The following is a 23,808-nucleotide window of genomic DNA, read 5'->3' as shown; positions in this document are numbered from 1 at the left end:
TTGTGTGCAGCATTGCGCACTTCGCTTCCTTGGATGGCGAGCGGTGGTATGGAAACTACGGGCCCCGCGCAGACCGGTTGCCCGCTGGCGGTTGCTCCGTGCAGCTATTCTTGGCCAATGGCCCTAAAACGTGAAAGAATAGATGCAGTTCGTTTAAAATGTGAGTGCCTATACAAGGCGTCACACTCAATCAAGCACATCGTGTCCAAGCACTGGTCCTTCTCGATTATTCGCACCTCCGCTGCCGCAGAGCACCGGGGGCGAATTACGTTGGGCGATTAGCCCCACCTTCGACCTCGACCTCCCAAGGCAGCGACTCACCCTCGCTGCCTTTTTGCTTTTCTGGACCCGAATCATGTACCACCTCAATCTCTTCAAGTCCTCGTTCGAACTCCCGCAACTGCATGCGGACAAAGCACCCTACCTCGCCCTCTGGGGCGCGCCGGCGACCGTGGACGCCTTGCATCGCAATCCTGTTGGCAAACCGCTCTTCCTGCTGCACGACGGACCTCCGTACGCCAACGGCGGCTTGCACCTCGGCCACTTTGTGAACAAGACCCTCAAGGACGCGCTCGTCAAGTTCAAGCGCCTGGACGGCTACTTCGCGCCCTTCGTTCCTGGCTTCGACTGCCACGGCCTGCCCGTGGAGCTCGAGGTCGAGAAGCTTGGCGTCTCAAAGGACGACCCCCGAGCCTTCGTCGAGGCCTGCCGAGCCTACGCGGAAGGCCAGGTCGCCAACCAGACCGCGGAGTTCCGCACCTTCGGGGTCGCTGCCGACTGGGAGCAGCCGTATCGCACGCTCGACCCGGAGTTCGAGGCCGGCGCAGCGCGCCTCTTCAGCGAGCTCCCCAACGTCGCCAAGCGGCTGCGGCCGGTGCACTGGTGCCCCGACTGCGCGTCGCCCCTGGCTGAAGCAGAGGTGGAGTACAAGGAGCGGGCTTCCGACAGCCTGGTCGTGCTGTTCCCCGTCGAGGGGCTGGAGAACACGTTCTTGCAGGTCTGGACCACGACGCCCTACACCCTGCCTGCCAACAAAGGCGTTGCCTACAGCCCGGCGCTCGACTACGTGGCGGTGGCGGACGGCGCGCGCACCCTGGTGCGAGCCCGGGCTCCGGAAGACGCCGCTGATACGCCTACGTTCGACCTGGCTGGCCGCCGCGCCTACAGCCCCTACACCGGAGAACTGGTTCCCTTGCTGCCTGCGGACTACGTGACGAGCAGCGGCACCGGCCTGGTGCACCTGGCGCCGGCGTTCGGAATGGACGACTTCCGGGTGGGAGAGGCACACGGCCTGGCGGTCGAGCACTACGTCGACGAGCGCGGCCGCTTCCTCCACGGCGAGATGGCCGGGATGAGCCTGCGGGAAGGCACGGCCCACGTGCTTGAGCGCGTCGCACCGCTCGTTTTCTCGCACGAGAACGTTCAGCACGAGTACCCGCATTGCTGGCGTCACAAGCGCCCCGTCTTCTTCCGCGCGTCGTCCGAGTTCTTCATGGAGTTAGCGGACGTCGGTCCCCGCGCGCTCGATGCGCTGCAGCACGTTCATTTCGTGCCGGAGGGGTCGCGGGAGCGGCTCAGCAGCATGCTGCGCTCGCGCACGTCCTGGTGCCTCTCCCGCTCCAGACTTTGGGGGACACCCCTGGTCGACGCGTCCGACCCCGAGGACCGCGCCCTGGCGGCCCGAGTTGCAGGGGAGGGCGTCGAGGCATGGCATTCTGCAGGTCCACGTCGTACCCTCGATGTCTGGTTCGACAGCGGCGCCACGCATGAGCTCGTCATGAAGAAGCGCTTCGGGCGGACAGCGGACGTCTACCTGGAAGGTACTGACCAGCACCGAGGCTGGTTTCAATCTTCGTTGTTGACAGCGGTGGCCGCCGGCGGCCCGGCGCCGTACAAGGCCTTGCTCACCCACGGCATGGTGGTCGACGAGCATGGCCGCAAGTACTCGAAATCCAGCAAGAACTACCTGCCGCTGGACGAGCTCTTCAAGCGTTACAGCCCCGACGTGCTACGCCTCTGGGCCCTACAGCAGGATTTCACCAAGGAGCTCAAGCTGTCGCCAAAATCGCTGGACCAGACGGTGGAGCGCTACCGCAAGGTGCGCAACACACTCCGGTTCTGCTTGCAAAACCTGGTCGACTTCGATTTCGACTTCGCGCTGGCGGAACTCACCCACTCGCAGAACCGCCTGCAGGTCCTCGAGCTCCGGGAGCTGGTGACCGGCGTGCAGGAGGCCGCCGGCTTGTACGACTTCGCAGCGGCGACCGCGCTGCTCTTGAAGTATGCGGATGCGGTCTCCAGCGACTACTTCACTGCTGTCAAGGATGCGCTTTACTGCGAAGCTGCAGGCTCGGAGCGCCGGCGCGAGGTCCAGTACGTCCTGGCCTGCGTGCTCAACACCCTTCTGCGCCTGCTGGCCCCCGTTTTGCCGTTCACCGCAGAAGAGGTCTTCCAGTCGGTTCGTGATGCGCTGCGTCGTGAGGAGGCATCTGTGCTCCTGCTGACGCTGGGAGACCTGGCGCTTCCCTCTGTCGACACCGCGGACGAGCTTCTGGCCACCTACGACCAGCTGAAAGCGCTCAAGCGCGAGGTCAACCAGTACGTCGACGCGCACCGGCAGGACGGCCTGAAGTCGGCAAGCTCGCTTGAGCTGGCGGTGGTCGTGCCCGACACCCCTGCGGCACTCCTGGTCAGCGAGGCGGAGATGGTCGACTTCTTCGGCTGTGCCGAGGTGCGGCTCGGCCGCGGAAATGGGTACGGCGTACGCGCAGTCAGCTCCGAACGCGGGCTGTGTCCCCGGTGTCGCAGGCACAGTCGCACGGGGCTGTTTCTGGACCTGTGTGCACGCTGTGATGACGTGGAGGGCACGGCAGCGGCGCTGGGGGCCGCTGCGGCCTGAACGGAGCACCCGGCCTCAGGCCAGGCCGTGCCATTCGCCAAGCAGTTCGACCAGGCGGCGGTCCGAGAGCTGCCTGCTTGCGCAGGCCGCGACCAGCGCCTGTACCGCGGCTTGTTGCAACGGAGACAGCGAGGACAATGGGGTGCCAGCAGCAGACGCTTCAGGAGCCTGTCTGCGGTGCCCCACCTTGCTCGGCGCTCCTTCGGGCTGCCTGAGGTCCTCAATGGTCACGCCCAGAATACTGGCGAGCTTCTCGAGCGTGGAAAGCCTGTCGAGCCCTTCCCCCGCTCGCTCCATCTGAGACACCCGGGCCTTGCCGACGCCTAACTCCTTGCCGAGCGCAGTCTGCGTCAGGCCTGCGGCGATACGCAGTTCCCTTAATCTTGAAGGTGCAATGATTGTCATCAGGGAAAGAATAACTGTACTTTGGTACATCTATTCTAAACTACTCGGGCCAGGGCCGGAGGGCCCTTCTGGACATTTTCTTGAGCGGCGGAGAGATTTCCAGGTCGTACGCCGAAATCTGAAGGAACTCTTGCCATGGCGCAGGCCGCAAGCGTCGGCTCCGCACGAAAAAAGCCGCCCGGGAGGGGCGGCTGAAGAAGGGGGATGCGCTTAATTGCCCGAGTAGGCCTGGGCGGCGCGGCGGCAGAACATGTGACCAACGTCCGGTTCAAGCCGAGGGCGGAAGCACGTAGCCCAGGTTCAGCAGCAAGCCATCGCACCAAGCCTGGGATTCTGCGTCCCAGCCGTCGTCGCCTTTGGAGCCCGGATGCCAGTTGCGGTAGTCGGTGTGCAGGTCGGTGAAGGGCGCATTGCGCACACGCGGCGTCTTTTCGATGAATGCCACGCGGTTCGCGACCTCGTTGATGTCTGTTCCTTCGATGCAGCGCATCGAACAGTGATGAGCGCCGGGTACGGCAAGCCAGGCAGTGAGGCGCTGACCGGCCGCGGGAGGCGATTGGAGTTTCTGCATACAGGTCCTTGAGAGTTGTCCTTTTACCTGTAGCCACCGCGGCCGCTGCCGCCAGGGGCGTTGGCCTAAAAGCGCCGCGTCGCCTGACTGCGTTCGGCGAGCAGATGTCCAGCTTTCTGGACAATTCCGGCCCCTTTTGCCCGGCCCGTTGGACAAATGGCCGGAGGTCTTAAGCCTGCAAGACCGCAGGAGTCGCTATAGGCGGTACGGGTTCCATTGCCCATCCGCCTGCGCCCTTCGGGGTATGGAAAAGCAATGTTTTCAAGGCACTGTGCCCATCCATCCGATTCACCGGAAGGTTGCGCTCAGCAAGGCAGGCACTGACAACAAGCTACGCGACCTTCCAGGTCAAAAGGACAAACCATGCAGTTTTTTATCGGACGCCTCCGCGTCACTGACGCCAATGACAGCCACGCAGTCAACTGCTGCGCCAGCGCAAAGGACCGGCACGAAGCCGAGGAGCTCTTCGCTCGCCGCGCTCGTACCTATGGGTGGGGGCCGTTCACCGTGAGCGCCGACGGCTCTTTCTCCTTCAAGGAGGACCGCGGCCGCAACGTTCGCGTGGAAGAGGTGCTCGAGGTCAGCGCCGTGACGTTCCAAGAGCTCGCGCAATCGAAGTGGTTCGACGTCTGCGACTCCGGTCCGGCGGCCGTGCTCGAGTGTGAGGAGCCCAGCGAGCGCGTGAGAACGCTGTCGCGGCGCATCGGCCGGCAGCTGACCAAAATGGACGCCAAGGTTGCTCACAGCAAGCTTTTGCATGCAGTGGCTGCCAGCATCGGCGAGACGGACTGGCAAGTACTCGTGCACCAAAGGACCCCCACTGTCTGCAGCGCGCCCGACCAGGCGCCGCATTCGCAGACGGAGATTCCGGGAACTGGCTTCTTGTACCGGGTTCCGGTGTCAGTCGACACGAGCATGACCGCTATCGTGCTGGCGCGAGGCGATACCCCGGAGGACGCCATCGAGGCCGCCCGGCAGTTTGCAGCTGACGGCAAGGCACGCTTCGAGGTCGACGACGGCAACTACCGCGGCTTGGCCGACCACTACTGCCCAGATACGAGCGAGGACGGGGTTTACCAAGTGGACGAGCCGGAGCCAGCTCGTCAGGACCCGAACCTTGGCGGCGCCGTCTACGGCCCCTACGCCGTAGAGCTCACCAGCCTTGGCGGCTGCGACGACGAGCTGTTGTGGGCAGACCTGAGGGTCCTCACGGCAGACCGGTCGGTGGCAGACACCGAATCGTGCTTGTCCGCATGCCCAGTCAGCGCCACCCAGGCTGAGCGGGTCAAGTTCTGTGACAGAGTGGCTGCGCTCATGTACCGGTGCGCACCAGACCTCAGCAAGGTCAACCCCGACGACGTTCGCGGCCTGTTCGTGCGTGCTGTGCAAGGTGACCAGAGCGACGCTGCGTTTACCCAGATTGAACAAGAGGGCCTCCCTCCCAAGAAACCATAACCGGCTGGTCGTGCGATAGCGCACATCATTCCTGCGGCTCACCTTGGTGGGCCGCTTTTTTCTTGGTTCGCCGTGGCGGTCCGCTGCTAGCATCGGCTGCCATGCCGCATGCCCACCCTCCCGACCCCACATCGACGAGCGTCGCGCGCGCCGCAGTCCATACGCGGCTGAGCGACTTGGCGGACGTAGGCCTTAATGTGGCTCTCGCGCCCTGGCGCCTCGTGCGCATCCTGCTGTCGACCGCAGCGCCGCGGCTGCGAATCCTGGCCCTTCTGGCACTGGTTCTTGCTTGCGCTTTGGCCGTCTGGCTCATGTCCCCCAGTGGCATCCTTGCCGCAGCCTTGGCCATCGCGTTCAAGTGGGACCTGCTGCGTGGTCTCGTCTACGCGGCAGGCATGTTCCTCAGCCCCGCGCTCCGTGCCGCCGTGGGCGCCGCTGCCTTCGTGACCCTGTCGGCCATTTTTCTTCACGCCATCAGGCGGGCCAGCGTCGACCAGACGCAAGAACGCGTTTCGCCTAGATGACTTCGGAGGTCCGCCTAGCGCTCAAGAAACTCGCCATCGAGTTCGGCGAGCTGCTGGACGACCAGGGGTTCCCGCTCGGGCGACTGCAGGAACTCGACTGCATCGCCATCCTGGCCGGCGCGAGTGACTGGGCGGCTTTCAAGGTCGACCCTTTGCGATACCGAGGCGGCCCGGACTGCAAGCAGTTGCGGGCAGCGGCGGTGTTCGAGCACCTCAACCGACGCCCGAACGTCCGGGCTGTGCCGCCGGCAACGTTCCTGGACGTGCTCGGGAAGCTCAACCTCCCAGTAAGGTGGCAGCGGGGGATAAGTGCTGAGACCTAGACGGTGCATTCCCCTTTCTCAGCCCCTGACCCGCCAGCACCATGAAACCCGAACTCGACCAAGCCCTTTGTGAGAAGTACCCCCTTGTCTTCAAGGACCGACGCGGTGACCCGAGCCGCACGCTGATGTGCTTCGGCTTCGAGGTGGGAGATGGCTGGTACTCGCTCCTTGACGCTCTCGGCAGCCTCCTGGAGGCGGACCATCGGGCTGCCGTGCGCGAGTATGAGCACAAGCGGAGTATCGAGGGAACGGTGCCCTACAAGGGAGCAGAGCGAGTGAGCGCGGTCGACGTCGAACGTGCACGCCTGGCCATGTCCGCCGCGGCCGACCGCGTCCCTGTCGCGGTCCAGGTGAAGGAAAAGTTCGGCACCCTGCGCTTCTACGTCTCCGGCGCCAGCGACGTGCAGTACGCCTACATCGCATTTGCCGAGGCGATGAGCGCACGCACCTGCGAGGTTTGCGGCGCGCCGGGCGAACTTCGCAATTCCGGATGGATTAGGACGCTCTGCGACGTGCACGACACTGAGTAGCCTGGCTTCCGGCGCAAGCAATGCATCGCGACATCGAGCCGTAAGCTCGTAGTGCTCGGCCAATCAGGTCAGGCCTCTGATGGCCGGGCTTAGCGCAGGCTGTCCGTTTCGCAACGCCAGCTCGCGCTTGCTGTAGGCACAGACCCGCTTCATGGCTATACGCCCTATCAATCGTTCAAGAACGTGCTAGCTCACCTTAGTGTGCGGGCCGAAAAGGAGGAAATATGGAAGATTTGGTCACGAAGGTCACTAGGGTCATGCCGAGGCGCGATGGGTCGGAAGTCAAACTCGTGGCGCAGGCGTACTTTGGCGCTGGCCTACACCGCTCGACGGGAGTTGACGTGTATCGCCGAGCCAGCCCCCATCAAAACTGGCAGTTGTGCAGCGACCAGCCCCACCCCGATTGGCGAACCCTGTCCGTCGACGCGTACTGCAAGCAGGGCCGGTCAGAGAAATTGCAAGCGGCCTCTCTGGGGGAAATCCTGGCCGTCGCCGCCCTGATTGGAAAACCGCTCCACAGCCTGCCTTCCGGTATCGAGCTTCAGTAACCGTCATTCCCGCCCACCGTGCGCTACTGCGCGCCGTGGGCGTCTTTTTTCTGCGCACTCCAGCCAGGTGCCGATTTCCCCTGAATGACGGAAAAAGCCCCGACCGAGAGTGGTCAGGGCTCTGAAGGAGGTTAGGGGCGGTTGTCCTTACCGCAACGCTGGCACGCGCTACCGTAGTAGTTTCCGACGGTCATGAAGACGCCGCAGCCGTGGCATCGATAGCGCTCAGGCGCCTGCCGCTCGGGCTTGACCAACAGCGCTCGAAGCCACGGGTCGCTGAGTGCCTTCTTGTGGTCAACCGCACCTGCAGCCACCGCTGGGCGACGCTGGGCTTCGACCAGAGCTCGGGGCCAGGCAACGCCCGGGATGCCGTCCAGCTCGTCGGCGCGGAACAGGCCTGCCAGACCCAAGTTGGTCGTCGAGCTACCGTCACGCGTGCGAAAACAGATATCGTTTCCGATGTAGCGACGATTGGCGTCCTGCACGTAGAAGAGGCCGCTTGCTTGTATCGCCTCGGAGGGGATTTCCTCGTGACGCGGCAGGTATTGCATGTCTACAACCGGGCGGGCGTGGTCGCGCAGGTAACCGGTCGGCCATGGGATGTCGGACTCGCGTGACGCGTGCTGCTTGAATGCGTCGAACTCGGAGAAGGGTTCAGCCTTAGACAAATCCGAGGTGTAGCCGCCACCGATGGCCCACCACATCAGGTTGTCGCCAACGTTGCCGCGGCTGTCCTGCAGGTGGAACGAAGGTGCGTCTGGGGAATTTCTCATTGTTGCTCCGTAGGTTTTCCTGGCTCCTATAGCGAGTGCCGCGGCGTTTGGTAGTGGGGCCCCCTAAAATAAATCCCTCGCCGCAGTTCTAAAAAGAAGACGCTCCAATGGCAAAGTCGAAATCACGCAAGTCTCGTAACCCCCGCGCGCAGGCGCCCGCGTCTGCGCCAACGGCCGCGGCCGCTGCCGCTGCCGAGCATCCATCCCCAGGACGGCGGCCCTTTTCGGAGCTCCGGGCGCGCGCGGAACAGGCTCGCGCTGCACAGGACTTCGACACGTTGCTTGCGCTGGGTACGTTGCCCCCGGCGGAAATCGACGTAGAGCCGGGCAGCAATCTTCAGGCGTGGCTGGCCTTGCAGGAGGTTCGCGGGCTTGCCGGTGACGAGTCTCTGGACGCCTACGACCGCGTCAGGCAATCGGACAAGCCCCGGCTGACGGCGGCGCTGGCTCGCCTGAGCGAGCACGACCCGGACTTTGCAGTTCGACCCGAATTCGACGTGTACCTGCGGACGCTTGGCTACGACCTCAAGGACGCCTTGGAGGGTATGCGATGGCTGACCACCGCATGCCGCGCACAGCCAAGCCGCCTCGACCTTCTCGAGAACCTCCGCGGGCGCGTGCTCCGCATCATGCTTCGGGATGACTACCAGGAGCACGACGAAACCTGGACGCAGGAGGTGGAGGTCCGCGCGAACGCGGCCGGAGAGGTCGACCTCATCCTGCGCGAAGCACTCGAGCGCGCCTGGACCTCCGAGCTGGACGACTACGGTCGGTTGCTTGTCACCGCTCTGCGAGCCGACCTGGACATGCGCGTCGCTCAACCGTGGGAGGCTGAAACCGCTCTCGCGTGGGCAGGGAAGCTGGAGACCCCCGCGACTGCTCCGTATGAGGAAGGTGCGTCCAGGTCGGCTCGGGACGCGCTCACCCCTCAAATCTGGGCCCTTCTGTGGGAGTTCCAAAACACTCCGGTCAAGCATTTGGATTCCGTTTTCAGCCGGTACCCCGAAGGCCTGGGGCCGCGGTGTGATGGGCTGCGCAAGGTCGTGACGAGCTTGACTGCTAACGGCAGCGACCAGGAAAACCTCTTCTTTGAAGGCATGGCGCTCCTTGCGAGCGTGGCGGACCAGGAGGATGGCATGTTCGGCCAGGCCCTCACCGTGCAGCACAAGGGCAGCGTAGAGGTGTTGCCCGTGGGCTGGAACTCGTTCCTCGCGCCCAGCCTTAGTGAAAGCCTTGCCCGGCTCATGGACGAGGCCGAGCGCATTCGCTTTCAATGGCGTGACGAACTGGCTTTGGCAGCTGTGATTTGGACGGCCCTCGCGCAATACGCGGTCGTAGACAGGGAACTGCCTGGGGATGATTCCAGCTTCGCTTGGCTTGGCGACAAGGTGCCGCTCTTCGCATTCCAGGCGGCGCATGTCCATGCCCTGCCAGCGCAACGCCTGTTGTTGATGCTCCGAGCACTGCACGGCTGGCTGAAGCGGGGGCAGTTGCCGCCGACCACCCACGTCTGGGCTGACTTGGAGGCTATCCTGTTGAGCGCGGAGGAGCGAGCCGAAGTGCGGGCGCTACTTGGGAAGCTCGCGGTCGCGGACATGGCCGAACCCATATGGGAGGTCTGGCTGCAGGTCGTGGGCCCCGCCTTTGTGGCTCTGTGCAATGGCTTCGAGACCCAAGAGCACGCTGGCGTGCTCGCTCTCGCGCGGCAGTTCCGGGATGACCTTGAGAAAGGGGAGGGTGGCTTCCGGCTTGGGTATCTGGAGCAGCTGGCGGGCTCTTCCAGCCTGTCCCTGGAGAGCTACCTCTCGGTGCTGGCGGATGAGCAGAAGGCGTCGTTCGAAAAGTCCACGCTCGGCAACCTGCGGATATTGCTTGACAAGGAAAAGAGCGAAGCTGCGGCCGCGGCTGCCGTGACGCGCCTTACCGAGGCCGCATTGCCTGAACGCGTCGCTGAGGCGCGTGGCGAGCTTCTGAAGCTGGCAAAGGCCCGGCTCGCGGCACTGAAGAAGGAGGCTCAGTACGAGAAGACCGCGGTCAATCGTTGGCCCTCCATCGGAGCTCCCGCCAGAAAGCTCCTGGGCGTCCTCGCCCAGATTCAAACCTACAGCAGCATGGACGAGCTCGCCGACTACGCCCACATGGAGGTGAAGTGGGTTCGATTCCACTACGAAAAGCTCGTCGATACCGGCATGATTTTCGAGAGTGCCGGCAAGTATCGAATCAACCCGCACATCGCTCCGCTCGTCGAGCAGGAGGACCAGCACAAGCTTGTTGGCCGAATCATCCGCGCGCAGGGGACGAGCACCGTCAAGCAGGTCTTCAACAGCGGGCTCGAGTTCCGCATCTATCAAATCATGACACAGCTGTGCCCGAACCACCTGGTGTTCCCGAACTGCGCGTTGCAGAGCTTCATGAAGTACGAGTTGGTGAAGGAACTCGTGACACCCGAGGACTTCAACTACTACCTGTTGGCAAGCGTGGACCTGCTTGTGGTCAATTCGACAACCTATATGCCGATGCTCGCCATCGAGGTCGACAGCATCTATCACGACACGGAGCGCCAGCAGAAGAACGACGGGAAGAAGGACCGGTTGTTCGCAACAGCCGGGGTCCCGTTCCTGCGCCTGCGCCCGGTCGGTAGCCCCTCCGAGCAGGTCGTGCGCGGCCAGGTGGCGGAGCACCTCGACGAACTGGTCCGCACCCTGCGGCCGGAGATTCCAGGCTACGCGCAGGCCCGCATGCTCCTCGAAGACCTGTCCGGCGGAAAACTCGTTCCTTGAACGAGTCGCGCCGCGAGTCAACTGGTCAAGGCTTGGTGAGCGCTACGCCCGACTAGGCCGGCTCGACGCCAGGCGGGCGGCCAGCCCCGCGACGGGCTCACGTTCTTGGCCTCATGGCCGGCCGGATTTAAACGGTCGTTGGCTATACGCGAAAAGCCCGTCTCAATGCGCTTCCATGCGCTCTCCTTTTCGCTTCTCGATGAACGTTTTTACCATGCGGCGCTCTGGCGCCGCCCTCGTCCTTGCAACAGTGCTGGGCTTCGCCGGCGCCGCAACCGCCGCACCAACCCTTGTCTTCAAGGTGCCTGCCACGGGGCTTACTGTTTTGGGAGCGCCTCCGGTCGGCGGTCCGCGGTCCGAGACGCCGAGCGACTCCGCGTTCAAGGCGGCAAGCGCGAGGTTGGTGAATCTCCAAGCATCCGGCGCCCTTACGGTCGGAAGCACTGTCGAGCTGGTGGCCGACGTCGTCGATGCCGAGGGAGCGAAGGCCCCCGACGGTGTGGAGGTCCGATGGGCCGCAGACGTGGGCTTCCTGTCCGCGCCAACCACCTATACGGCCGGAGGAAGGGCCCGCGTCACCCTTGAAGCCCCCACGTTGGCCCAAACGATTCGCGTGACTGGAACGACGCCAAGCAGCGCAGCGTCAACGTCTCTCGAGGTGGCGGCCCGGCCCGACTACGGGCGCGCCACCGTGCTCTACGTCTTCGCAGCGCCCTCCACGATTTCCGCGGGCGGCCAGACCACTCTGCGCGCGCTGGTTGCCGACCCGCACGGGAATGGCGTCAGCGACGGAGCAACCGTGCAATGGGAGAGCACGAGCGGAACGCTCAGCGCCGCAACGAGCCGGACCGCTGGCTACGGCGAAGCCACCAACATCTTGACGGCAGGGGACAGCCCGGGCATTGCCATGGTGACCGCAAAGGGGTCGGCCTCCGACCCCGGCAAGTCCATCAACATCACGGTCAACCGCCGGCCCGGGGTTTACTTCGCTTCGCCAGTGCCGACCACGGCCGAGGGAGACAGCGCGGCCGGCTCGACTTTCAACGTGAACGTGTTTGCGAGCAACACCGCGAGCGTTCCAATGCCGCGCGCCGACTTTGGCTGGGACGGCCAAGGTCCGATGCCTGACATCAGCAGTGGCTGCGCCGCGATGATTCCGGCCTACAGCAACTGCATGGCGACGTACAAGTTCAGCACTGCCCAGCGAGGCACCTACTCCGGCACGCTTCAACTGAAGCTCGATGGCCAGGTCGTCGACGCGGCTCCCCTGACATACACGGTCTACACCAACATCTCACTCACCTCTCCGCAGACCGACGGGCTCATGACCCTGCTATTCCAGGCACCGTCGCGCACGTCCGGCGACCCGGACGTCTTCACCTTCAACGCGACCTTGACGAATCCCGCTTCGTCGCATGAAGCGGTGTCGGTCGCCGGCGTGCGCGTCTCGGGCATCACCAACGGGACGAGCGTGGACCTCGGCACCTGTGGGGCTGCCCTCGAGCCCGGGCAAAGCTGCGCGATTCAGGTGGCCTTCGTTCGCCCCTCGAGCTTCGTGGCTGCGACGAACTTTTCCGTTTTCGTGGCGAAGCGCAGCCCGGAAGGGCGAGTGGCGGAGCAGCTCTTCATGTTGAGGGTCAGTCCAACCAACTGATAAGGGCTCAAGGCCTGGTCATGGGGGGACGGTAGCCCAAAGACAAGCGACGCCGAAGCGCCGCTTGCTGCCTGCAGTCGATATGCATGGTGCTAGATGCTCTCGTCCTGGTCATTGGCACACCCGAAGGTGACGCAAACGCCCGGCTATACCGAGCGCGCGAGAACATCATAGGCCCAGTCGCGCCGCGGCGCGATGCCGTCAGTCGGCACTTTCAGCGACGGTGCGCGGTCATGGGCCGGCGGCGATGCGCTCCATATGCTCCTCGAGCAGCTTGAACCGGTCCGTCAACTTGTCCATGCGCTGCACATTGCAGTGAAAGCAGAGGAGCGGGCCCCACGCCGTGCCGGCGGGCCGGCCGCAGCGCCACAGGCAGAGCTTGCCCGTGTGGTGTTCTGCGGAATTTCCGGGGTGGTGAGGGTCTTGGTAGGGGAGCATGCGAAGGTATAGGACCGCGATGTCCCTATCGGCAGCGCGCCGCACACGACCAAGAAAAAGCCGCCCGGGTGGGCGGCTGGAAGGAGGTGTAGGGGGCGCCCTGGAGCACCAATGTTCCTGAGGAGGCGCGCGAACGTTGCGGCGCGCCAGGCTGTCCTACTTGGTGGCAGGCGGAAAAATGCTGGCTCGCAACGCTTTCGACGCTCTTGGGCTGAGTGCCAGGCCGGCCTCGCGCGCATCGCTCAGGATGCATTGCAGGGGCTCTGCTGCGGCGTTGACCGCATCCGCCAGGGCAAGCTCCAGGAACGCACGCTCGGCGGGCGAGCCCTCCTTGCATTCAAGCGCTTGCCCTGAGACGTTGCAAACGCCCATACCGCTACCAGTCTCGTAGCGCGTGTAGAACGTCAGGCCGTCCCGGCGCTCGATTCGATACTTGCGGTCATCGTCCATTTCGCCGAACAAGAGGTTCGTCTCGAAGACGGGCTTCTTGGTGAACCCCTGGAAATCAGGGTTCGGGTCGTCGCTGTAAAACATCACCGCCTTGGGATGGAAGCGGTGCTCGAAGTCGGCTTCGACCACGGCCAGGTCCGGATGGCGCCCCGTGACATATTTTTCCACGAGGGACTTGACCTTGGAGAGGGTAGATTGGGTTTGCTTTGGCATGGATGGCCTTTGATGTAGTGGTCCTCTCGTGTGTAGCGCTTGGCTCCCCCGCGCCCTAAAACACCAAAGACACCCGGGTCGATGTTGACGCAGGGCTCGGAAGTGACTGGGGCCGAAGGAGCCTTAGCTGGCTGGGGCTAAGTTCAGGCGTCCAAAGAAAAACCACACCGGTGAGGGTGTGGTTTCGAAGCAGAACAGAAGTTCGACTTGGGCGTCTTGCAGTTGCCTGCAATGGCCAGGTTACCAGCCGGCCGGAATTCGGAGGGTTTCGACGGACGGGCGGCGTTGGGAGACGCGCTTGCGAACGACGGTGACCTCCTTGAACCGGGTCGGAGCAGGGACGTTTTCAAGCAGGAACTGCGGAATTTTCAGCTCGAGGAACGTGCGCGCCTTGGGGGCAGGCATCTTCAGGAGCTGGAAGTCCTCACGGATGTCGTCCAAGCTACGACTTGCGAGTTCGGCGTTCAAAGCGTGGCGGGACTTCCGACGCTCGTTGCGCTTCAGCATTGCCGTGAGGGCAGCACCATCGAACATAGAGCGGCGACCGCTCAGTTCGTAGCTTGCCCAGCTGTTGGGGACGATGGCAGCGTTGACAGTTTTCATGGAGAGAGTTACCTCGTAAAAAAGTTGACCTACTCCGTGTAGCGACGTCGGCGACGCCGCCCCTTGGCACGGCCAGGCGGCGGCGGGGCGCCCCGCCCTGCTCCGGACCTAATTGCGCCGCGCGGGTCAGGCCTCCGCGACCTCTTCCAGCGAGATGAGCGCTTCCAGCTGAAGACGGTTTGCCTTTATGATGCCGCCGACTTCGCCTTGCTCCGCCCCAAACTCCAAGCCGTTGCACGGCAGGCATCGCACGAAGCTGTCGCGCAGCGCCAGCTCGAACGCCTCCTGGCTGAGTGCCCCGCCAATGACCTCGTGCACCGACTTGCCGCTTCCCTTGCCAACAAGCTGGAGCTGTGAAGTTCCTCCGCACTTGGAACAGGTGCAGCCTGCCAGGTAGGCGTCCCGCTGGGCGACGTAGCTGGCGCGAACGACCTTCTTGCGGACAGCGGAGCGGTCGACGTAGTCCTGCTTGTTGCCGGCGTAGTGGCTCTTCGAGTAGTTGCGCGTGCATTCCTTGCACTTGGATTGCAGCAGCCCGGTTTGGCGGTTCTTCACTGAAAAATCAGTTTTTGGCTTGCACACTTTGCAGCAGCCGCATGTTTTCATTTCCATCACAGATGTCCTAAAGAGAAAGCCGGCTAGGCGCCGGCGAGTGAGTTCTTCAGGGTGTAGCAAGCTGCGGTAGGAAATGGCCGCGCCTAAAGCGGATGGCCCACCCCTGGGGTTGCATTTAGGTGGCGTGCTAGCCGACTGAATTGAAAAGAGCCGACGAATGGCAAATGTCTGCGGCTCGCCAGGTCGTCATCAAATTGGTGTAGCCAAAAGTTAACGTTTCTGGTCCACTTGGACCCCATTGTTGGCAAGGCTGGAGGAGCGTTCGATGCAGAAGTTTGTGAATGTCCAAACCGTGAACCTTCGCAGTGCGCCCAGCACCGAGGGGAACGAGCCCATCGGCCAGCTCTCGCTCGGCCAGTCGGTCGAGCTGCTGGACGGCGGTCAGCCAGGCTGGCATCGGGTCAAGACTCAGGTTGACGGCAAGGACGTCGAGGGCTTCTGCGTCGAAGGCCTGACGGACGGCCGAATCTCCTGGACCACGGCCAAACAGCCTACCTTGAGGGACCCCGCGTCGCCGGCGCGCGAAACCCTGGCCGCGACGGCCGCGGAGCAGTGGCTGCTCTTCAGGAAAGGCGAAGGCAAGGAGAACGTCGAGCCATTCAGCAGCATGGTCGGGAAGATGTGGAAGGCGTTCAACAAGAATTTGACGGGCAAGGACCAGGGCATGCCCTGGTCCGCCGTGGCCATCTCCCTGATGGTGCGAAACGCCGCGAAGTCCGTTCCGGGGTACAAGGCCTTTCCTGAATCTATCGGGCACTCGAAGTACATGTGGGATTCCATCCGGAAGGCTGCCAGCGGCGACACCGCGGCCCCCTTCTGGGGCGTTGCCCTCGACAAGGCCAAGCCCCAGGTGGGCGACATCATCGGCAGCTGGCGCAACACGCCGTTCAGCTTCCAGCAGTTCCAGGCTGCGACCAGGAACCCTGAGACCCCTTGCCATTCGGACATCGTGGTTGCGGTCGGCCCGGACCTCGTGCTCGCCATTGGCGGCAACATCAAGCATTCGGTCTACGCCACCGGCTACCAGGTGACCTCGGACGGATTTTTAACTCCAAACCGTCGCATCGACGTCGGCGGCAAAGTCGTCGGAGAGGCCGTCGTTTTGATGGCCAACCGGGTCTAGCCCAATCTTCGACGCGTGCAGCCTACCCGGCTGCGGCCCCCCTTTTTCCTAAACTGACCTGAAATACGAATCCCATGTTGACATCCTCCCCGCCCTAAAGCACGGGGATTCCCACCGCTGGACGGCCATGCCCGGCCGCGGCACCTAGCCCTAAAGGGCCAGGTGCCTTATTCACTGCGGCCGCACTCTTTGTCGAGCTCGAATCCGCAGCGGAAAACGTCTTCTCAAGCCACACCAGCCCGCGCGCAAGGATGTTGCGCGCCGCGTTCACGTCCCGGTCATGATGCGTGCTGCAGCAGGGGCAGGTCCACTGCCGCACGGCTAGCCCGGCTCGGCCCTTGGGGCCGGCTCGCGTGCCGCAGACGTTGCAGTCCTGAGTGGAGAAGGATTCGTCGACCTCCGCGAACCAAGCACTTGCGTCATCGCACTTGTACTTGAGCATGGTTCGGTAGCTGCTCCAGCCTGCATCGAGCACCGACTTCGCAAGTCGTGTCTTCGCGAGGGAAGCGGCGTTGACGTTGCCGACGAAGACCGCCGCATGGCCGCAGGCCTGGGCGGTGGAGAGCTTGTGCAGGAAATCCTTCCTGCGATTGGCGACCTTGGCGTGCAGCGCCCGCACCCGGTGCTTCTTGCCAGCGCGCTGCGCGCTGGCAATCTTCGGCTCAAGGTCGCGATAGAAGCGCTGGGCGTCCACCGAGGTCCCCGATGAGTCGGTCATATGGCTCTTGAGCCCCAGGTCGGCACCAATGGCACCTTTGAGGCCCTCGGGCGACGGCTTTGCCTTCGGCTGCACCTTGACCGTGACGTTCAGGTACCAGCGCCCGCGCGCGTCCTCGCTGATGCTGCCCGCCCCGAGTTCGTGGCCGGCGAGACCGTAGCTGTCCCAAAGACTCAGAAGATGGCCCTGGAAGGCCACCTGCCCGCCCTTGTAGCGCAGCGAGCGAGCTTTGAAAGGAATCCACCCCAGGCTCCGGTTCGCGCGCTTAGGGTCGGAGACGCGCCAGCGCAGGCGCGCCTTCTTGAACTGCCGCCGGCGCGTGGCGAACTCCTCGGCGACCTGCTGGAACACCGCAGAGCCCACGAGTAGGCCCTCCTTGCTTGCGCCGTTGAGGTACTTCTGAAAGTCGAACCCGCTCATGAAGCGGCCCTCGCGGCGCAGCACCTGCTGGCCGAGGTCGTTGCAGTAGTTCCAGACCTGGTTGACGTCGCGCGCCATCGCGCGCAGCACGGCCGCATGCTTGTCCTTCAGCCGAAGCCGAAGGACACGGGTCGAGAGCGGGGGAGAGCTGGGAAGGGACACCGCGGCACTGTTGTTTCATACAGTGTATCGGCGCGTTTTAGATAGAGCAACGCCTTCGGCTGCAAACAACCGCGATTCACTCCCCGCCCTAAAGGGACGGGGCTTCTCTCGCGTTGGCTTCTGGTGAAAGTAGTCGACCGGCAAACGTTTGAGCGCACCTGCGGAAGGGTAATGCCCGTGCTACGAAATATGGCAACATTCAACGGAGACAGCTTTAAGTGCGGCTGCGGCGGCGAGCACACCTTTGACACCGCCTATGTCCCCGTGCTGCTCGAAGGATTCAATGGCCGCTTCGTGGTCGCCTGCCCAAGGAACAATGAACTCATCAGCCTTATCAAGACGAAGATGAAGTTCGGCATTCTGTACAAAGGGTTGGAGCTTCTCGCCGCCCATGACCCGGGAGCTGAGCCGGGGCAGCGCCGCGTCGCCTAGAGGGCCAGGCTAACACGCCGAAAGCGTACGGAGCTGGGCCAACAGTTCCGACCGCAAGAGCTCGGCAGCTCCATGGAGAACAATCGTTGCGACCTCGTCGAGCTCGATTGGCTCCATGTTCACCGCGATGATGCTCGCACCGCGCCTTCCGCCCAAGGTATGGCCGGAAGGCGCTGGATGCGCACCTGCTGTCAGCGGCACGCGATGCCGCCGTGGCTTGCGACGCCTTCCTGGCTGTCGGCAGCACGGCTGCGGTCTTCCTGGCCAACGCATTGCCGCTCGGACATCCGGTCGCGCCGGTTCGCCGCATGGCTCGGACCTTCGACAACGCCGCTGCTGGCCTCCCTCGACCTAGAACCTTGACAAGCCTATTCGGCTTATCGACACTGCGCCCTGGACGCTGAAATCGACAACTCCAACAAACGGGTCCCGCGGAAGCGCACGTCGAAAATGGCCGGGACTGGTCAAAGCGTGCGCGCCTTCGCATGTCGACCTGACTGGAGGCTCGAATGAACGGCTTGGCAAAAACGAACGAAGTCACTTTGCGTTTCCCGGAACAGGGAAAACCGGTTAAAAGGGAGCACCTCTACGAGTTGTACAGTGATGTCATAGGGGTTCTGCAAAAGGACCATGACTGGTACATCCCGAGGAAGCGCGCTTACTACTTGCTCTCGCGGGTCACGCTAGTTGGGTCGACCGCATTGCTGGGCTTTGCAGCCTTTCTTGCTTTCACCGACCAAAGCTGGACCCCGAGCTTCCTCGGCCTGACGTTCGCCAATCCGGCTCAATTCGCCTTGGCACTTGCGGCTTTAGCGGCCTTCCTTCTGGCTGCGAACCAAGTCCTGATGTTTACGGGTACTTGGGTGCGGTATACGGAGGCCGCCATGAAGCTGAACTCACAGATGCTCGCTGCCCAATTCGACTGGAGGCTGTGCACGATTGGCTGGGAGGCCAATGACGGCAACGCGTCCGCGGACCAACAGGTGAAGGCGCTGACTCTGCTCAAGACCATGGTCGCAAACTCGCGCGCGGTCATGGAGTCTGAGACGTCGAAATGGAGTAGTGAGCTTGTAAAGGCGGTCGACCAGCTAAAGGCGCTCACTACCAGTCAAACGACCGCTACCCAAAGCCTCATCACTGCAGCAGGGAAGGCAGCAGTAGCCGCGTCCCCCGCAACCCTAAAGGTTAATTTCGCGGGCGCGCCGGACCGTCTAAAGGGACGCGAGGTTGTCGTCACCGTAGGGGACCACACCGAAAAGCGCACCGGCGTCGATTCAAGCGTGGTCTTCCCGAGCGTCGCACCTGGTACTTACAAGGTCGGGCTTGTAGGCACTGATGAGAAAAACGTCGAGGTCCGGGTGGATGGCATTGTGCAGGTTGAGGGCGGCTCGACTAAAGACATCACGCTTAGTGTGCCGAAGGGTTAGCGCAGCCCTTTCCCCGCCAGCTCTCTAGTTGCAGTAAGTTTGGTCGCCGATTTGCTGGCACGTCCGCCCGTTGGGGCCATAGGTGGTGTCACCAATCTGCTGCCAGGTCTGTCCGTTCGGCCCGTAGGTGGTGTCCCCAATCTGCTGGTACGTCTGGCCATTGGGCCCGTATGTCGTATCGCCTATCTGCTGATAGGTCTGCCCCTGCGGCCCGTACGTGGTGTCGCCGATTCGCTGCCACGTCTGGCCGTTGGGGCCATAGGTCGTGTCGCCGATTTGTTGGTAGGAGCGGGTCTGGGCCACTGCCGGCAAGGCAAGCAGGCTTAGGACGACTACGAGTGCAAGTTTCATAGAAATAGTTGTTTAGGGGCGGTTGACGCCTTCTGGGGCTCCCAGCGTTGAGTTTATGGAGAAACGCAACTACGGAGCAGGAACTCCGTCACGCATGCCTCAAGCCTATATCTCCCTTGCAGGGTAATCCCTAGCCTGTCTGCTAGACTACCTGTACTCCAGGGGCCGGAACACTCCGGCCCTTTCCTATGAACGCCACTTACCTCATCAACGCCACGGGCTTGGTCGCACTTGCGCTGACTGTTTTCAGCCTGGTCGGCACCAACGACAGGATTCTTCGCAAGTCCACGGGCATCGCATCCGCCATCTGGGCGGTGAACAACCTCCTGCTTGGAGCTCACACGGCGGCCGCGCTGAGCGCGGTCTCCGTCGGCCGCCAAGCCTCCGCGGAAGCGGTGCAAACACGCAGCTCGAGGACGAGGTTGCTCGCCTGCCTCAGCTTTGTCGCCATTACCGTTGTCGCCAGCGCGCTGACCTGGAAGGGCTGGACCTCGCTGGCAACCGCAGCCGGTTCGCTGCTGGGCACTTGGGCCATGTTCTACCTTCGCGGGGTCGGCCTGCGCTTGGTGATGGTGCTGGTCGCAGCGCTGTGGATGTACAACGCCTGGGCTTACAACTCGTGGTGGCAGATGGTGGGCACTTCTGCCTCAGGCGCTGCCGCGTTGTACGGCGCTTGGCGCACCCGCGCGGTGGACGGCGGCGGCGCGGCCTGAGCCCGTACCTGCCGATGAAAAGCACAAGCGAATAGGCCAGGCGAGCACTACGGCACGCAGCAGGGTTCGGCCCTCAAGCGGAACCGCTCTGGCTGCCGCCAGCCGAGTTAGAGTTCAGGCATGGCAACAATTCCTTGGCACGAAAGTTTGAGCAAGCAAGCTCAGGCTGACCTTTATCGGCTTTATGAAGTGCTATTCGAGGTACGTGACCTCCCGGCGCCAAACAAGCAGCGCGCGTTTGAGGCAGCGGCGGTCGGCAAGCACACTTGGCCAATAGTAGGCATCACCATGGACGCGCTGAAGCACCTCTGCACGAAGGGGACGTGCGACGGATTGCGTAGGGCCCATCGCGTCAAGCGCATCGACCGCGCGGCCGCCATGTTCGTCCGCGCGGAACGAATGACGCCCGACGAGCTGTTCAAGCACTTCTTCGAACTCGACGAGGTCGTCCTGGCGACCGTTAAAGAGAACGGCCGCCATGGGATGACGCATTGGGCCGAGGTCATCGACGTGCCCGTCGAGTACTTCACGCGCACCGGCATGAAGGCCGTCGCAACTGATGAGGACCTCGCTTGGGCCAACGGCGCGCTTCGGTCACGCGGCATCGCCGTTGTGCCTGAGTTCACCCCAAAGAAGCGCCGGCGCAAGGGGCCGGCGAAGAAGAAATCCCACTAGGCGCCCGAAGATTTTGGGTAGCCGGCCTGGTGCGCATGTCGTGACTTGATTGCCGTGCGGTTCCCGCCCGCGTCCCGCCCTGCAAATGCCCCAGGCGAGAAGCAGACCGCCCAGAGTGGGCGGGTTCGCGGGCGGGACGAATTTACTGACGAGGTCCGGAAGTCGTGCTCGTTCGTACCCGTGCCACGCCCCCCGCGCGCTAGGCGGCCCGCCGGTCGGGAAACTCTTCTGCAATCCGAGCTACGCGCTTCAGGGCCCGAACCTGGCGCAGCACCTCGATTCGGGCGGGGTCGACGCCGTCCAACAAGTCTCGAACGGAGCACTGCGGTGCGGCCGCCAAGAGCATCAGTTCTGACGGGTCCGGCAAGGCCTCGCCCTTAAATGCACGCAGGAACCGATACTCGCCACGTGCATCATGGACCGTGCCTCCGCTCGCTCCCAGACAGCTTCTAATCACGCTCACGCGGGTGAGCCCCAGTGCAGCTGTGCGCTCGCGCAGTTGCTGCGATACGCCCCATGCAACGCGCTCACCTTCCTTGACGGCAGCCAGCTCGTCGGCTTCACGTAGTCTCTTGCTCGACGTGCGGGCGTAGCCGGACACGGACGACCGAGCTGATGATGGCTTGGAAGCAGGACCGCTTGACCGGTCGCGGGCGGCAAGGTCGCTCATGGGCTACTGATGGAGGAGGGCCGCCGGCGCAAGGTCGACGCGCGATGCGGACTGAAGGCCGCGGGGACTGCGCGGTCGATTTTACGGGCTAACCCGAGCCCGAACCTTTAGGCCGGAATTTGGCCCTGGCCTCAGGTGGGCTCAGCACCCCCGGACGGCCCGCAGGACGCCCTCCCAGTAACTCTTTAGGTTGCCTTTGGAGAGGTGCGCGGACCGCTGACTCGCGGTGCGCGCGAGCTTGGCGCCGGCGAGCTCCGGTACCAGTTCGAACCAAGCCGCCACGCTGCGAACAAGTACGAAATGGCTGCCCGCGGCGAGCTGGTGCAAGGCGAGCTCTCGCGTGTAGGCCCTCGACGGGAGCTTCAGTTTCGGGGCGAAGTTCTCCGAGGCCCACGGGCACAGCTGCAGCGCCAGCACGTTGTTGCTCACAAGCTCGGGCCCCAGAGCCTCCCGGAGCTCGCGCAGGCGCTGCCAGGTCCATTGGCCATACCCGTTGCGGTACGCTGGCGCCAAGCTCTGCAGAGGCCAGCCGTCCACCACGGGGGGAGGGTGGTTGAACCCGTAGCCAGGGGTGGTCACATAGCTTGGGTTCGAAAGCAGCCAAGTGACCGGAGCGCCCAGGCGCCCCTCGTACAGCAGCGGAGCCACCTCCGAGCGCAGCCGGTACTCAGACCCCGGCGCAAGGCGCGCGTTGTAGGCGTCTAGGAAGGGAAGGTCAGCACTGAAGTCGAAGGTTGCACTCGTCATCGTCGGCACACTTTCCGGGCGAGGGAGCTCAACGCTCGGCCGCCTTGGCGGAGGTTACTTGGCGCAGTCAGCGGCCCGCACTTCGATGTCTGTCATTTTCCGGTCCGGACCGAAGTAAAGGCTCCGAAGCGTGATGCCCCGCTTCATGAAAGCAGAAAGGTTGGGCGATGCGCACTGCTGTTTCACAAGCGCCGCGCGCTGGGCCTTCTCGTTCATCGGAAACGTGGTCTCGTAGCGATACATGTACACCTTGTTGAAGGAGGTGTACGAGACGCTTTGCAAGATGGTTGTCGCGTTTACTCGACTCGGAAGGTCCTTGTTGAAAGTGTCGACGCCGGCTTTGGTCTCGGCGGCCAGCTCGCTCTCGGACATTTGAAGGATGCTGGCGGAGTTGTCGGCTGCGCCCGCAACGCCAGCAAGTAGAAGAACGAAAGGTGCGATGAGGGCGCGCATAGATACTTCATTTTGTAAGCAACGAGGTTCAATTGTGCCCGACGACGCTGAGGCTGGGCTAGGCTGTATCGGCAGCGTCGGGGCCGGGGCCTATACGAAGGAGGTCAACTCAAAACACTAAACCGTGAAATCTGCACAAACCATCTCCCGCTTCGCCCTCCGCGACAAGACCACCGGCCAGCTGGTGCGCTACTACGTTGAGGACAAGAAAGGGGCATACGCATCGGAGCCCGTCGCCCATTTCCTGGCCTGCGGCCAAATGGATTCGGAGCTCCCGGTCTACGAGCAGCCAACCGCGCGAAAGCTTCACCGTGTGCTCCAGTCCGACACGCCGTCGTACAACGCGACGTACGACAGCCCGGGCCACGGCGAACTCGAGGCAGCCACCCTGGAAATCGTGCGCCGCACCGTCACGGAAGAGGTGGAGGCCTATGCTTACACGCCCCCGCCTCCTCTGAGGTCGCGCCTTCAACAGGACAAGCCGCTGCTGATGCTGAGGCGCTACGCGGGCAATCCGAACCTGGACGCGACCGCTCGGACCTTCGAGGTCTTCAACATGCCCGAGGGCGAAACCCTCGCGAGCATGCAAGCCCGTGCGCGAAACGCGGAGGCCTTCCTGGTCAACGACTTCCGCTTCGTGGAAATGCTTGCTGTGTTCGAAGTCCCTGAGGACTACGTTCCGGACTTGGGCGGGAAGGATGGCTTCGCTTCCATCACCCGCGCGGTTGTCGAACCGACCGAGCAGAAGGTGCCGGAGCCGGTGGAGCTGTGCGCATACGACGAGAACTCGCCGATGCCCGTGTCCGCGGCCTGGCCCCTGCGCGAGGAGCTGTGGCGCCCCTTTGTGGACAAGGACGTGCTCGTGACCTTCATCGCGGTCGTGCCCTTGCAAACATTGGTTTTCCCGTCCCCGCTCGAGGACTACCTGGTCGAGGCCTTTGACCGCCAGGTCGATGTCTCGGACGCCGAGTTCCGTGCGGTCGGTGCGCAGTACGACGGCTGGGATGACAAATTCGCCGGCGACGTCGAGCTCCAGGTCACCTGTCGGCTCATCAGCGTCGACGCATAGCGTGAACGTTTGATTTTTCAAGGCCTCTGAGTTCAACCTCAGGGGCCTTCCTCTCGCAGGCCTAAGC

Annotated in this window: 26 protein-coding genes; 14 read left to right on the top strand and 12 right to left on the bottom strand. The window is 63.3% G+C overall.

The window, feature by feature from the left end:
* The first annotated feature begins 355 nt into the window (after window positions 1-355).
* On the top strand, window positions 356-2,899 hold the full coding sequence (locus tag APY03_RS04510) for an isoleucine--tRNA ligase (protein ID WP_068674324.1): 2,544 nt from the start codon (window positions 356-358) through the stop codon (window positions 2,897-2,899).
* A gap of 15 nt (window positions 2,900-2,914) precedes the next feature.
* Here the strand turns inward: APY03_RS04510 and APY03_RS04505 are convergent, their stop codons facing one another.
* Together APY03_RS04505 and APY03_RS04500 are read right to left on the bottom strand one after the other, a co-directional pair.
* Window positions 2,915-3,334 carry a helix-turn-helix transcriptional regulator gene (locus APY03_RS04505; RefSeq protein ID WP_083944155.1) on the bottom strand — a complete coding sequence of 140 codons (420 nt, stop codon included), beginning with the start codon at window positions 3,332-3,334 and terminating at the stop codon, window positions 2,915-2,917.
* Window positions 3,335-3,572: 238 nt separating this feature from the next.
* Window positions 3,573-3,875, bottom strand: coding sequence for a hypothetical protein (locus APY03_RS04500; protein WP_146039528.1), 303 nt, complete (start codon window positions 3,873-3,875; stop codon window positions 3,573-3,575).
* A 363-nt stretch (window positions 3,876-4,238) separates the two neighbouring features.
* Between APY03_RS04500 and APY03_RS04495 the strand changes: the two genes are divergently transcribed.
* The 5 genes from APY03_RS04495 (at window position 4,239) to APY03_RS43250 (ending at window position 7,255) form a co-directional block, all read left to right on the top strand.
* Window positions 4,239-5,330, top strand: a complete 1,092-nt coding sequence (locus APY03_RS04495; RefSeq protein ID WP_068674318.1) for a hypothetical protein — start codon at window positions 4,239-4,241, stop codon at window positions 5,328-5,330.
* A 221-nt stretch (window positions 5,331-5,551) separates the two neighbouring features.
* Complete coding sequence (locus APY03_RS04490) at window positions 5,552-5,854, top strand: hypothetical protein (RefSeq protein WP_232324151.1); 303 nt, start codon at window positions 5,552-5,554, stop codon at window positions 5,852-5,854.
* A complete protein-coding gene (locus tag APY03_RS04485; RefSeq protein WP_068674314.1) occupies window positions 5,851-6,177 on the top strand; it encodes a hypothetical protein in 327 nt (108 codons plus the stop codon). The genes APY03_RS04490 and APY03_RS04485 overlap by 4 nt, the downstream gene beginning before the upstream one ends.
* A 41-nt stretch (window positions 6,178-6,218) precedes the next feature.
* Window positions 6,219-6,707 carry a hypothetical protein gene (locus APY03_RS04480; protein ID WP_146039529.1) on the top strand — a complete coding sequence of 163 codons (489 nt, stop codon included), beginning with the start codon at window positions 6,219-6,221 and terminating at the stop codon, window positions 6,705-6,707.
* Window positions 6,708-6,931: 224 nt separating this feature from the next.
* Complete coding sequence (locus APY03_RS43250) at window positions 6,932-7,255, top strand: hypothetical protein (protein ID WP_068674310.1); 324 nt, start codon at window positions 6,932-6,934, stop codon at window positions 7,253-7,255.
* A 131-nt stretch (window positions 7,256-7,386) separates the two neighbouring features.
* On the opposite strand, the gene APY03_RS04470 is transcribed toward APY03_RS43250, so the two are convergent.
* Window positions 7,387-7,959, bottom strand: coding sequence for a hypothetical protein (locus tag APY03_RS04470; RefSeq protein WP_198161213.1), 573 nt, complete (start codon window positions 7,957-7,959; stop codon window positions 7,387-7,389).
* Between the two features lie 176 nt (window positions 7,960-8,135).
* On the opposite strand from APY03_RS04470, the gene APY03_RS04465 reads away from it, so the two are divergent.
* Window positions 8,136-10,808, top strand: coding sequence for a DUF2726 domain-containing protein (locus APY03_RS04465; protein ID WP_083944154.1), 2,673 nt, complete (start codon window positions 8,136-8,138; stop codon window positions 10,806-10,808).
* Between the two features lie 403 nt (window positions 10,809-11,211).
* A complete protein-coding gene (locus APY03_RS04460; RefSeq protein WP_146039530.1) occupies window positions 11,212-12,462 on the top strand; it encodes an Ig-like domain-containing protein in 1,251 nt (416 codons plus the stop codon).
* Window positions 12,463-12,693: 231 nt separating this feature from the next.
* Here the strand turns inward: APY03_RS04460 and APY03_RS43245 are convergent, their stop codons facing one another.
* The 4 genes from APY03_RS43245 to APY03_RS04440 form a co-directional block, all read right to left on the bottom strand.
* Window positions 12,694-12,900 carry a hypothetical protein gene (locus APY03_RS43245; RefSeq protein WP_232324150.1) on the bottom strand — a complete coding sequence of 69 codons (207 nt, stop codon included), beginning with the start codon at window positions 12,898-12,900 and terminating at the stop codon, window positions 12,694-12,696.
* Between the two features lie 156 nt (window positions 12,901-13,056).
* A complete protein-coding gene (locus APY03_RS04450; protein WP_102905942.1) occupies window positions 13,057-13,563 on the bottom strand; it encodes a hypothetical protein in 507 nt (168 codons plus the stop codon).
* A gap of 240 nt (window positions 13,564-13,803) precedes the next feature.
* Window positions 13,804-14,166: a hypothetical protein gene (locus APY03_RS04445; RefSeq protein WP_068674299.1), complete on the bottom strand. Its 363-nt coding sequence runs from the start codon at window positions 14,164-14,166 to the stop codon at window positions 13,804-13,806.
* A gap of 126 nt (window positions 14,167-14,292) precedes the next feature.
* Window positions 14,293-14,778: a hypothetical protein gene (locus APY03_RS04440; RefSeq protein ID WP_146039531.1), complete on the bottom strand. Its 486-nt coding sequence runs from the start codon at window positions 14,776-14,778 to the stop codon at window positions 14,293-14,295.
* Window positions 14,779-15,046: 268 nt separating this feature from the next.
* On the opposite strand from APY03_RS04440, the gene APY03_RS04435 reads away from it, so the two are divergent.
* On the top strand, window positions 15,047-15,904 hold the full coding sequence (locus APY03_RS04435; protein ID WP_068674295.1) for an SH3 domain-containing protein: 858 nt from the start codon (window positions 15,047-15,049) through the stop codon (window positions 15,902-15,904).
* Window positions 15,905-15,998: 94 nt separating this feature from the next.
* On the opposite strand, the gene APY03_RS04430 is transcribed toward APY03_RS04435, so the two are convergent.
* Window positions 15,999-17,204: an RNA-guided endonuclease InsQ/TnpB family protein gene (locus APY03_RS04430; protein ID WP_232324149.1), complete on the bottom strand. Its 1,206-nt coding sequence runs from the start codon at window positions 17,202-17,204 to the stop codon at window positions 15,999-16,001.
* A gap of 189 nt (window positions 17,205-17,393) precedes the next feature.
* Between APY03_RS04430 and APY03_RS04425 the strand changes: the two genes are divergently transcribed.
* Window positions 17,394-17,636, top strand: a complete 243-nt coding sequence (locus tag APY03_RS04425; protein ID WP_146039532.1) for a hypothetical protein — start codon at window positions 17,394-17,396, stop codon at window positions 17,634-17,636.
* A gap of 509 nt (window positions 17,637-18,145) precedes the next feature.
* Window positions 18,146-19,063, top strand: a complete 918-nt coding sequence (locus APY03_RS04420) for an SLATT domain-containing protein (protein ID WP_068674290.1) — start codon at window positions 18,146-18,148, stop codon at window positions 19,061-19,063.
* A 24-nt stretch (window positions 19,064-19,087) separates the two neighbouring features.
* Here the strand turns inward: APY03_RS04420 and APY03_RS04415 are convergent, their stop codons facing one another.
* Window positions 19,088-19,414 (bottom strand): hypothetical protein, encoded by a 327-nt coding sequence (locus APY03_RS04415; protein ID WP_068674288.1) that lies wholly within the window; start codon window positions 19,412-19,414, stop codon window positions 19,088-19,090.
* Window positions 19,415-19,602: 188 nt separating this feature from the next.
* Here APY03_RS04415 and APY03_RS04410 point away from each other — a divergent pair, with 188 nt between their 5' ends.
* Window positions 19,603-20,127, top strand: coding sequence for a YgjV family protein (locus APY03_RS04410; RefSeq protein WP_068674286.1), 525 nt, complete (start codon window positions 19,603-19,605; stop codon window positions 20,125-20,127).
* A 120-nt stretch (window positions 20,128-20,247) separates the two neighbouring features.
* Complete coding sequence (locus tag APY03_RS04405) at window positions 20,248-20,802, top strand: hypothetical protein (protein WP_146039533.1); 555 nt, start codon at window positions 20,248-20,250, stop codon at window positions 20,800-20,802.
* 199 nt (window positions 20,803-21,001) lie between these two features.
* Here APY03_RS04405 and APY03_RS04400 read toward each other — a convergent pair whose 3' ends face one another.
* From APY03_RS04400 to APY03_RS04390, 3 genes are all read right to left on the bottom strand, one after another.
* Window positions 21,002-21,472, bottom strand: a complete 471-nt coding sequence (locus tag APY03_RS04400) for a hypothetical protein (RefSeq protein ID WP_146039534.1) — start codon at window positions 21,470-21,472, stop codon at window positions 21,002-21,004.
* Window positions 21,473-21,613: 141 nt separating this feature from the next.
* Complete coding sequence (locus APY03_RS04395) at window positions 21,614-22,219, bottom strand: hypothetical protein (RefSeq protein ID WP_068674279.1); 606 nt, start codon at window positions 22,217-22,219, stop codon at window positions 21,614-21,616.
* 54 nt (window positions 22,220-22,273) lie between these two features.
* Window positions 22,274-22,672 (bottom strand): hypothetical protein, encoded by a 399-nt coding sequence (locus tag APY03_RS04390; RefSeq protein WP_068674278.1) that lies wholly within the window; start codon window positions 22,670-22,672, stop codon window positions 22,274-22,276.
* 124 nt (window positions 22,673-22,796) lie between these two features.
* On the opposite strand from APY03_RS04390, the gene APY03_RS04385 reads away from it, so the two are divergent.
* Window positions 22,797-23,741: a hypothetical protein gene (locus APY03_RS04385; RefSeq protein WP_068674276.1), complete on the top strand. Its 945-nt coding sequence runs from the start codon at window positions 22,797-22,799 to the stop codon at window positions 23,739-23,741.
* The last annotated feature ends 67 nt before the right edge of the window (window positions 23,742-23,808 follow it).

This window comes from Variovorax sp. WDL1, from assembly GCF_001541225.1.
Classification (GTDB): Bacteria; Pseudomonadota; Gammaproteobacteria; order Burkholderiales; family Burkholderiaceae_C; genus Variovorax.
Note: the sequence above shows the minus strand (reverse complement) of the source record. Positions and strands in the feature narration are given on the sequence as shown.

Coding starts and splice junctions, on each gene's coding strand:
- APY03_RS04410 (WP_068674286.1), top strand. CDS start 19,603: ATGAACGCCACTTACCTCATCAACGCCACGGGCTTGGTCGCACTTGCG.
- APY03_RS04495 (WP_068674318.1), top strand. CDS start 4,239: ATGCAGTTTTTTATCGGACGCCTCCGCGTCACTGACGCCAATGACAGC.
- APY03_RS04425 (WP_146039532.1), top strand. CDS start 17,394: ATGGCAACATTCAACGGAGACAGCTTTAAGTGCGGCTGCGGCGGCGAG.
- APY03_RS04470 (WP_198161213.1), bottom strand. CDS start 7,959: ATGTGGTGGGCCATCGGTGGCGGCTACACCTCGGATTTGTCTAAGGCT.
- APY03_RS04395 (WP_068674279.1), bottom strand. CDS start 22,219: ATGACGAGTGCAACCTTCGACTTCAGTGCTGACCTTCCCTTCCTAGAC.
- APY03_RS04405 (WP_146039533.1), top strand. CDS start 20,248: ATGGCAACAATTCCTTGGCACGAAAGTTTGAGCAAGCAAGCTCAGGCT.
- APY03_RS04500 (WP_146039528.1), bottom strand. CDS start 3,875: ATGCAGAAACTCCAATCGCCTCCCGCGGCCGGTCAGCGCCTCACTGCC.
- APY03_RS04510 (WP_068674324.1), top strand. CDS start 356: ATGTACCACCTCAATCTCTTCAAGTCCTCGTTCGAACTCCCGCAACTG.
- APY03_RS04505 (WP_083944155.1), bottom strand. CDS start 3,334: ATGTACCAAAGTACAGTTATTCTTTCCCTGATGACAATCATTGCACCT.
- APY03_RS04400 (WP_146039534.1), bottom strand. CDS start 21,472: ATGAGCGACCTTGCCGCCCGCGACCGGTCAAGCGGTCCTGCTTCCAAG.
- APY03_RS04420 (WP_068674290.1), top strand. CDS start 18,146: ATGAACGGCTTGGCAAAAACGAACGAAGTCACTTTGCGTTTCCCGGAA.
- APY03_RS04450 (WP_102905942.1), bottom strand. CDS start 13,563: ATGCCAAAGCAAACCCAATCTACCCTCTCCAAGGTCAAGTCCCTCGTG.
- APY03_RS04435 (WP_068674295.1), top strand. CDS start 15,047: ATGCAGAAGTTTGTGAATGTCCAAACCGTGAACCTTCGCAGTGCGCCC.
- APY03_RS04390 (WP_068674278.1), bottom strand. CDS start 22,672: ATGCGCGCCCTCATCGCACCTTTCGTTCTTCTACTTGCTGGCGTTGCG.
- APY03_RS04465 (WP_083944154.1), top strand. CDS start 8,136: ATGGCAAAGTCGAAATCACGCAAGTCTCGTAACCCCCGCGCGCAGGCG.
- APY03_RS04415 (WP_068674288.1), bottom strand. CDS start 19,414: ATGAAACTTGCACTCGTAGTCGTCCTAAGCCTGCTTGCCTTGCCGGCA.
- APY03_RS04440 (WP_146039531.1), bottom strand. CDS start 14,778: ATGGAAATGAAAACATGCGGCTGCTGCAAAGTGTGCAAGCCAAAAACT.
- APY03_RS43250 (WP_068674310.1), top strand. CDS start 6,932: ATGGAAGATTTGGTCACGAAGGTCACTAGGGTCATGCCGAGGCGCGAT.
- APY03_RS04485 (WP_068674314.1), top strand. CDS start 5,851: ATGACTTCGGAGGTCCGCCTAGCGCTCAAGAAACTCGCCATCGAGTTC.
- APY03_RS04480 (WP_146039529.1), top strand. CDS start 6,219: ATGAAACCCGAACTCGACCAAGCCCTTTGTGAGAAGTACCCCCTTGTC.
- APY03_RS04445 (WP_068674299.1), bottom strand. CDS start 14,166: ATGAAAACTGTCAACGCTGCCATCGTCCCCAACAGCTGGGCAAGCTAC.
- APY03_RS43245 (WP_232324150.1), bottom strand. CDS start 12,900: ATGCTCCCCTACCAAGACCCTCACCACCCCGGAAATTCCGCAGAACAC.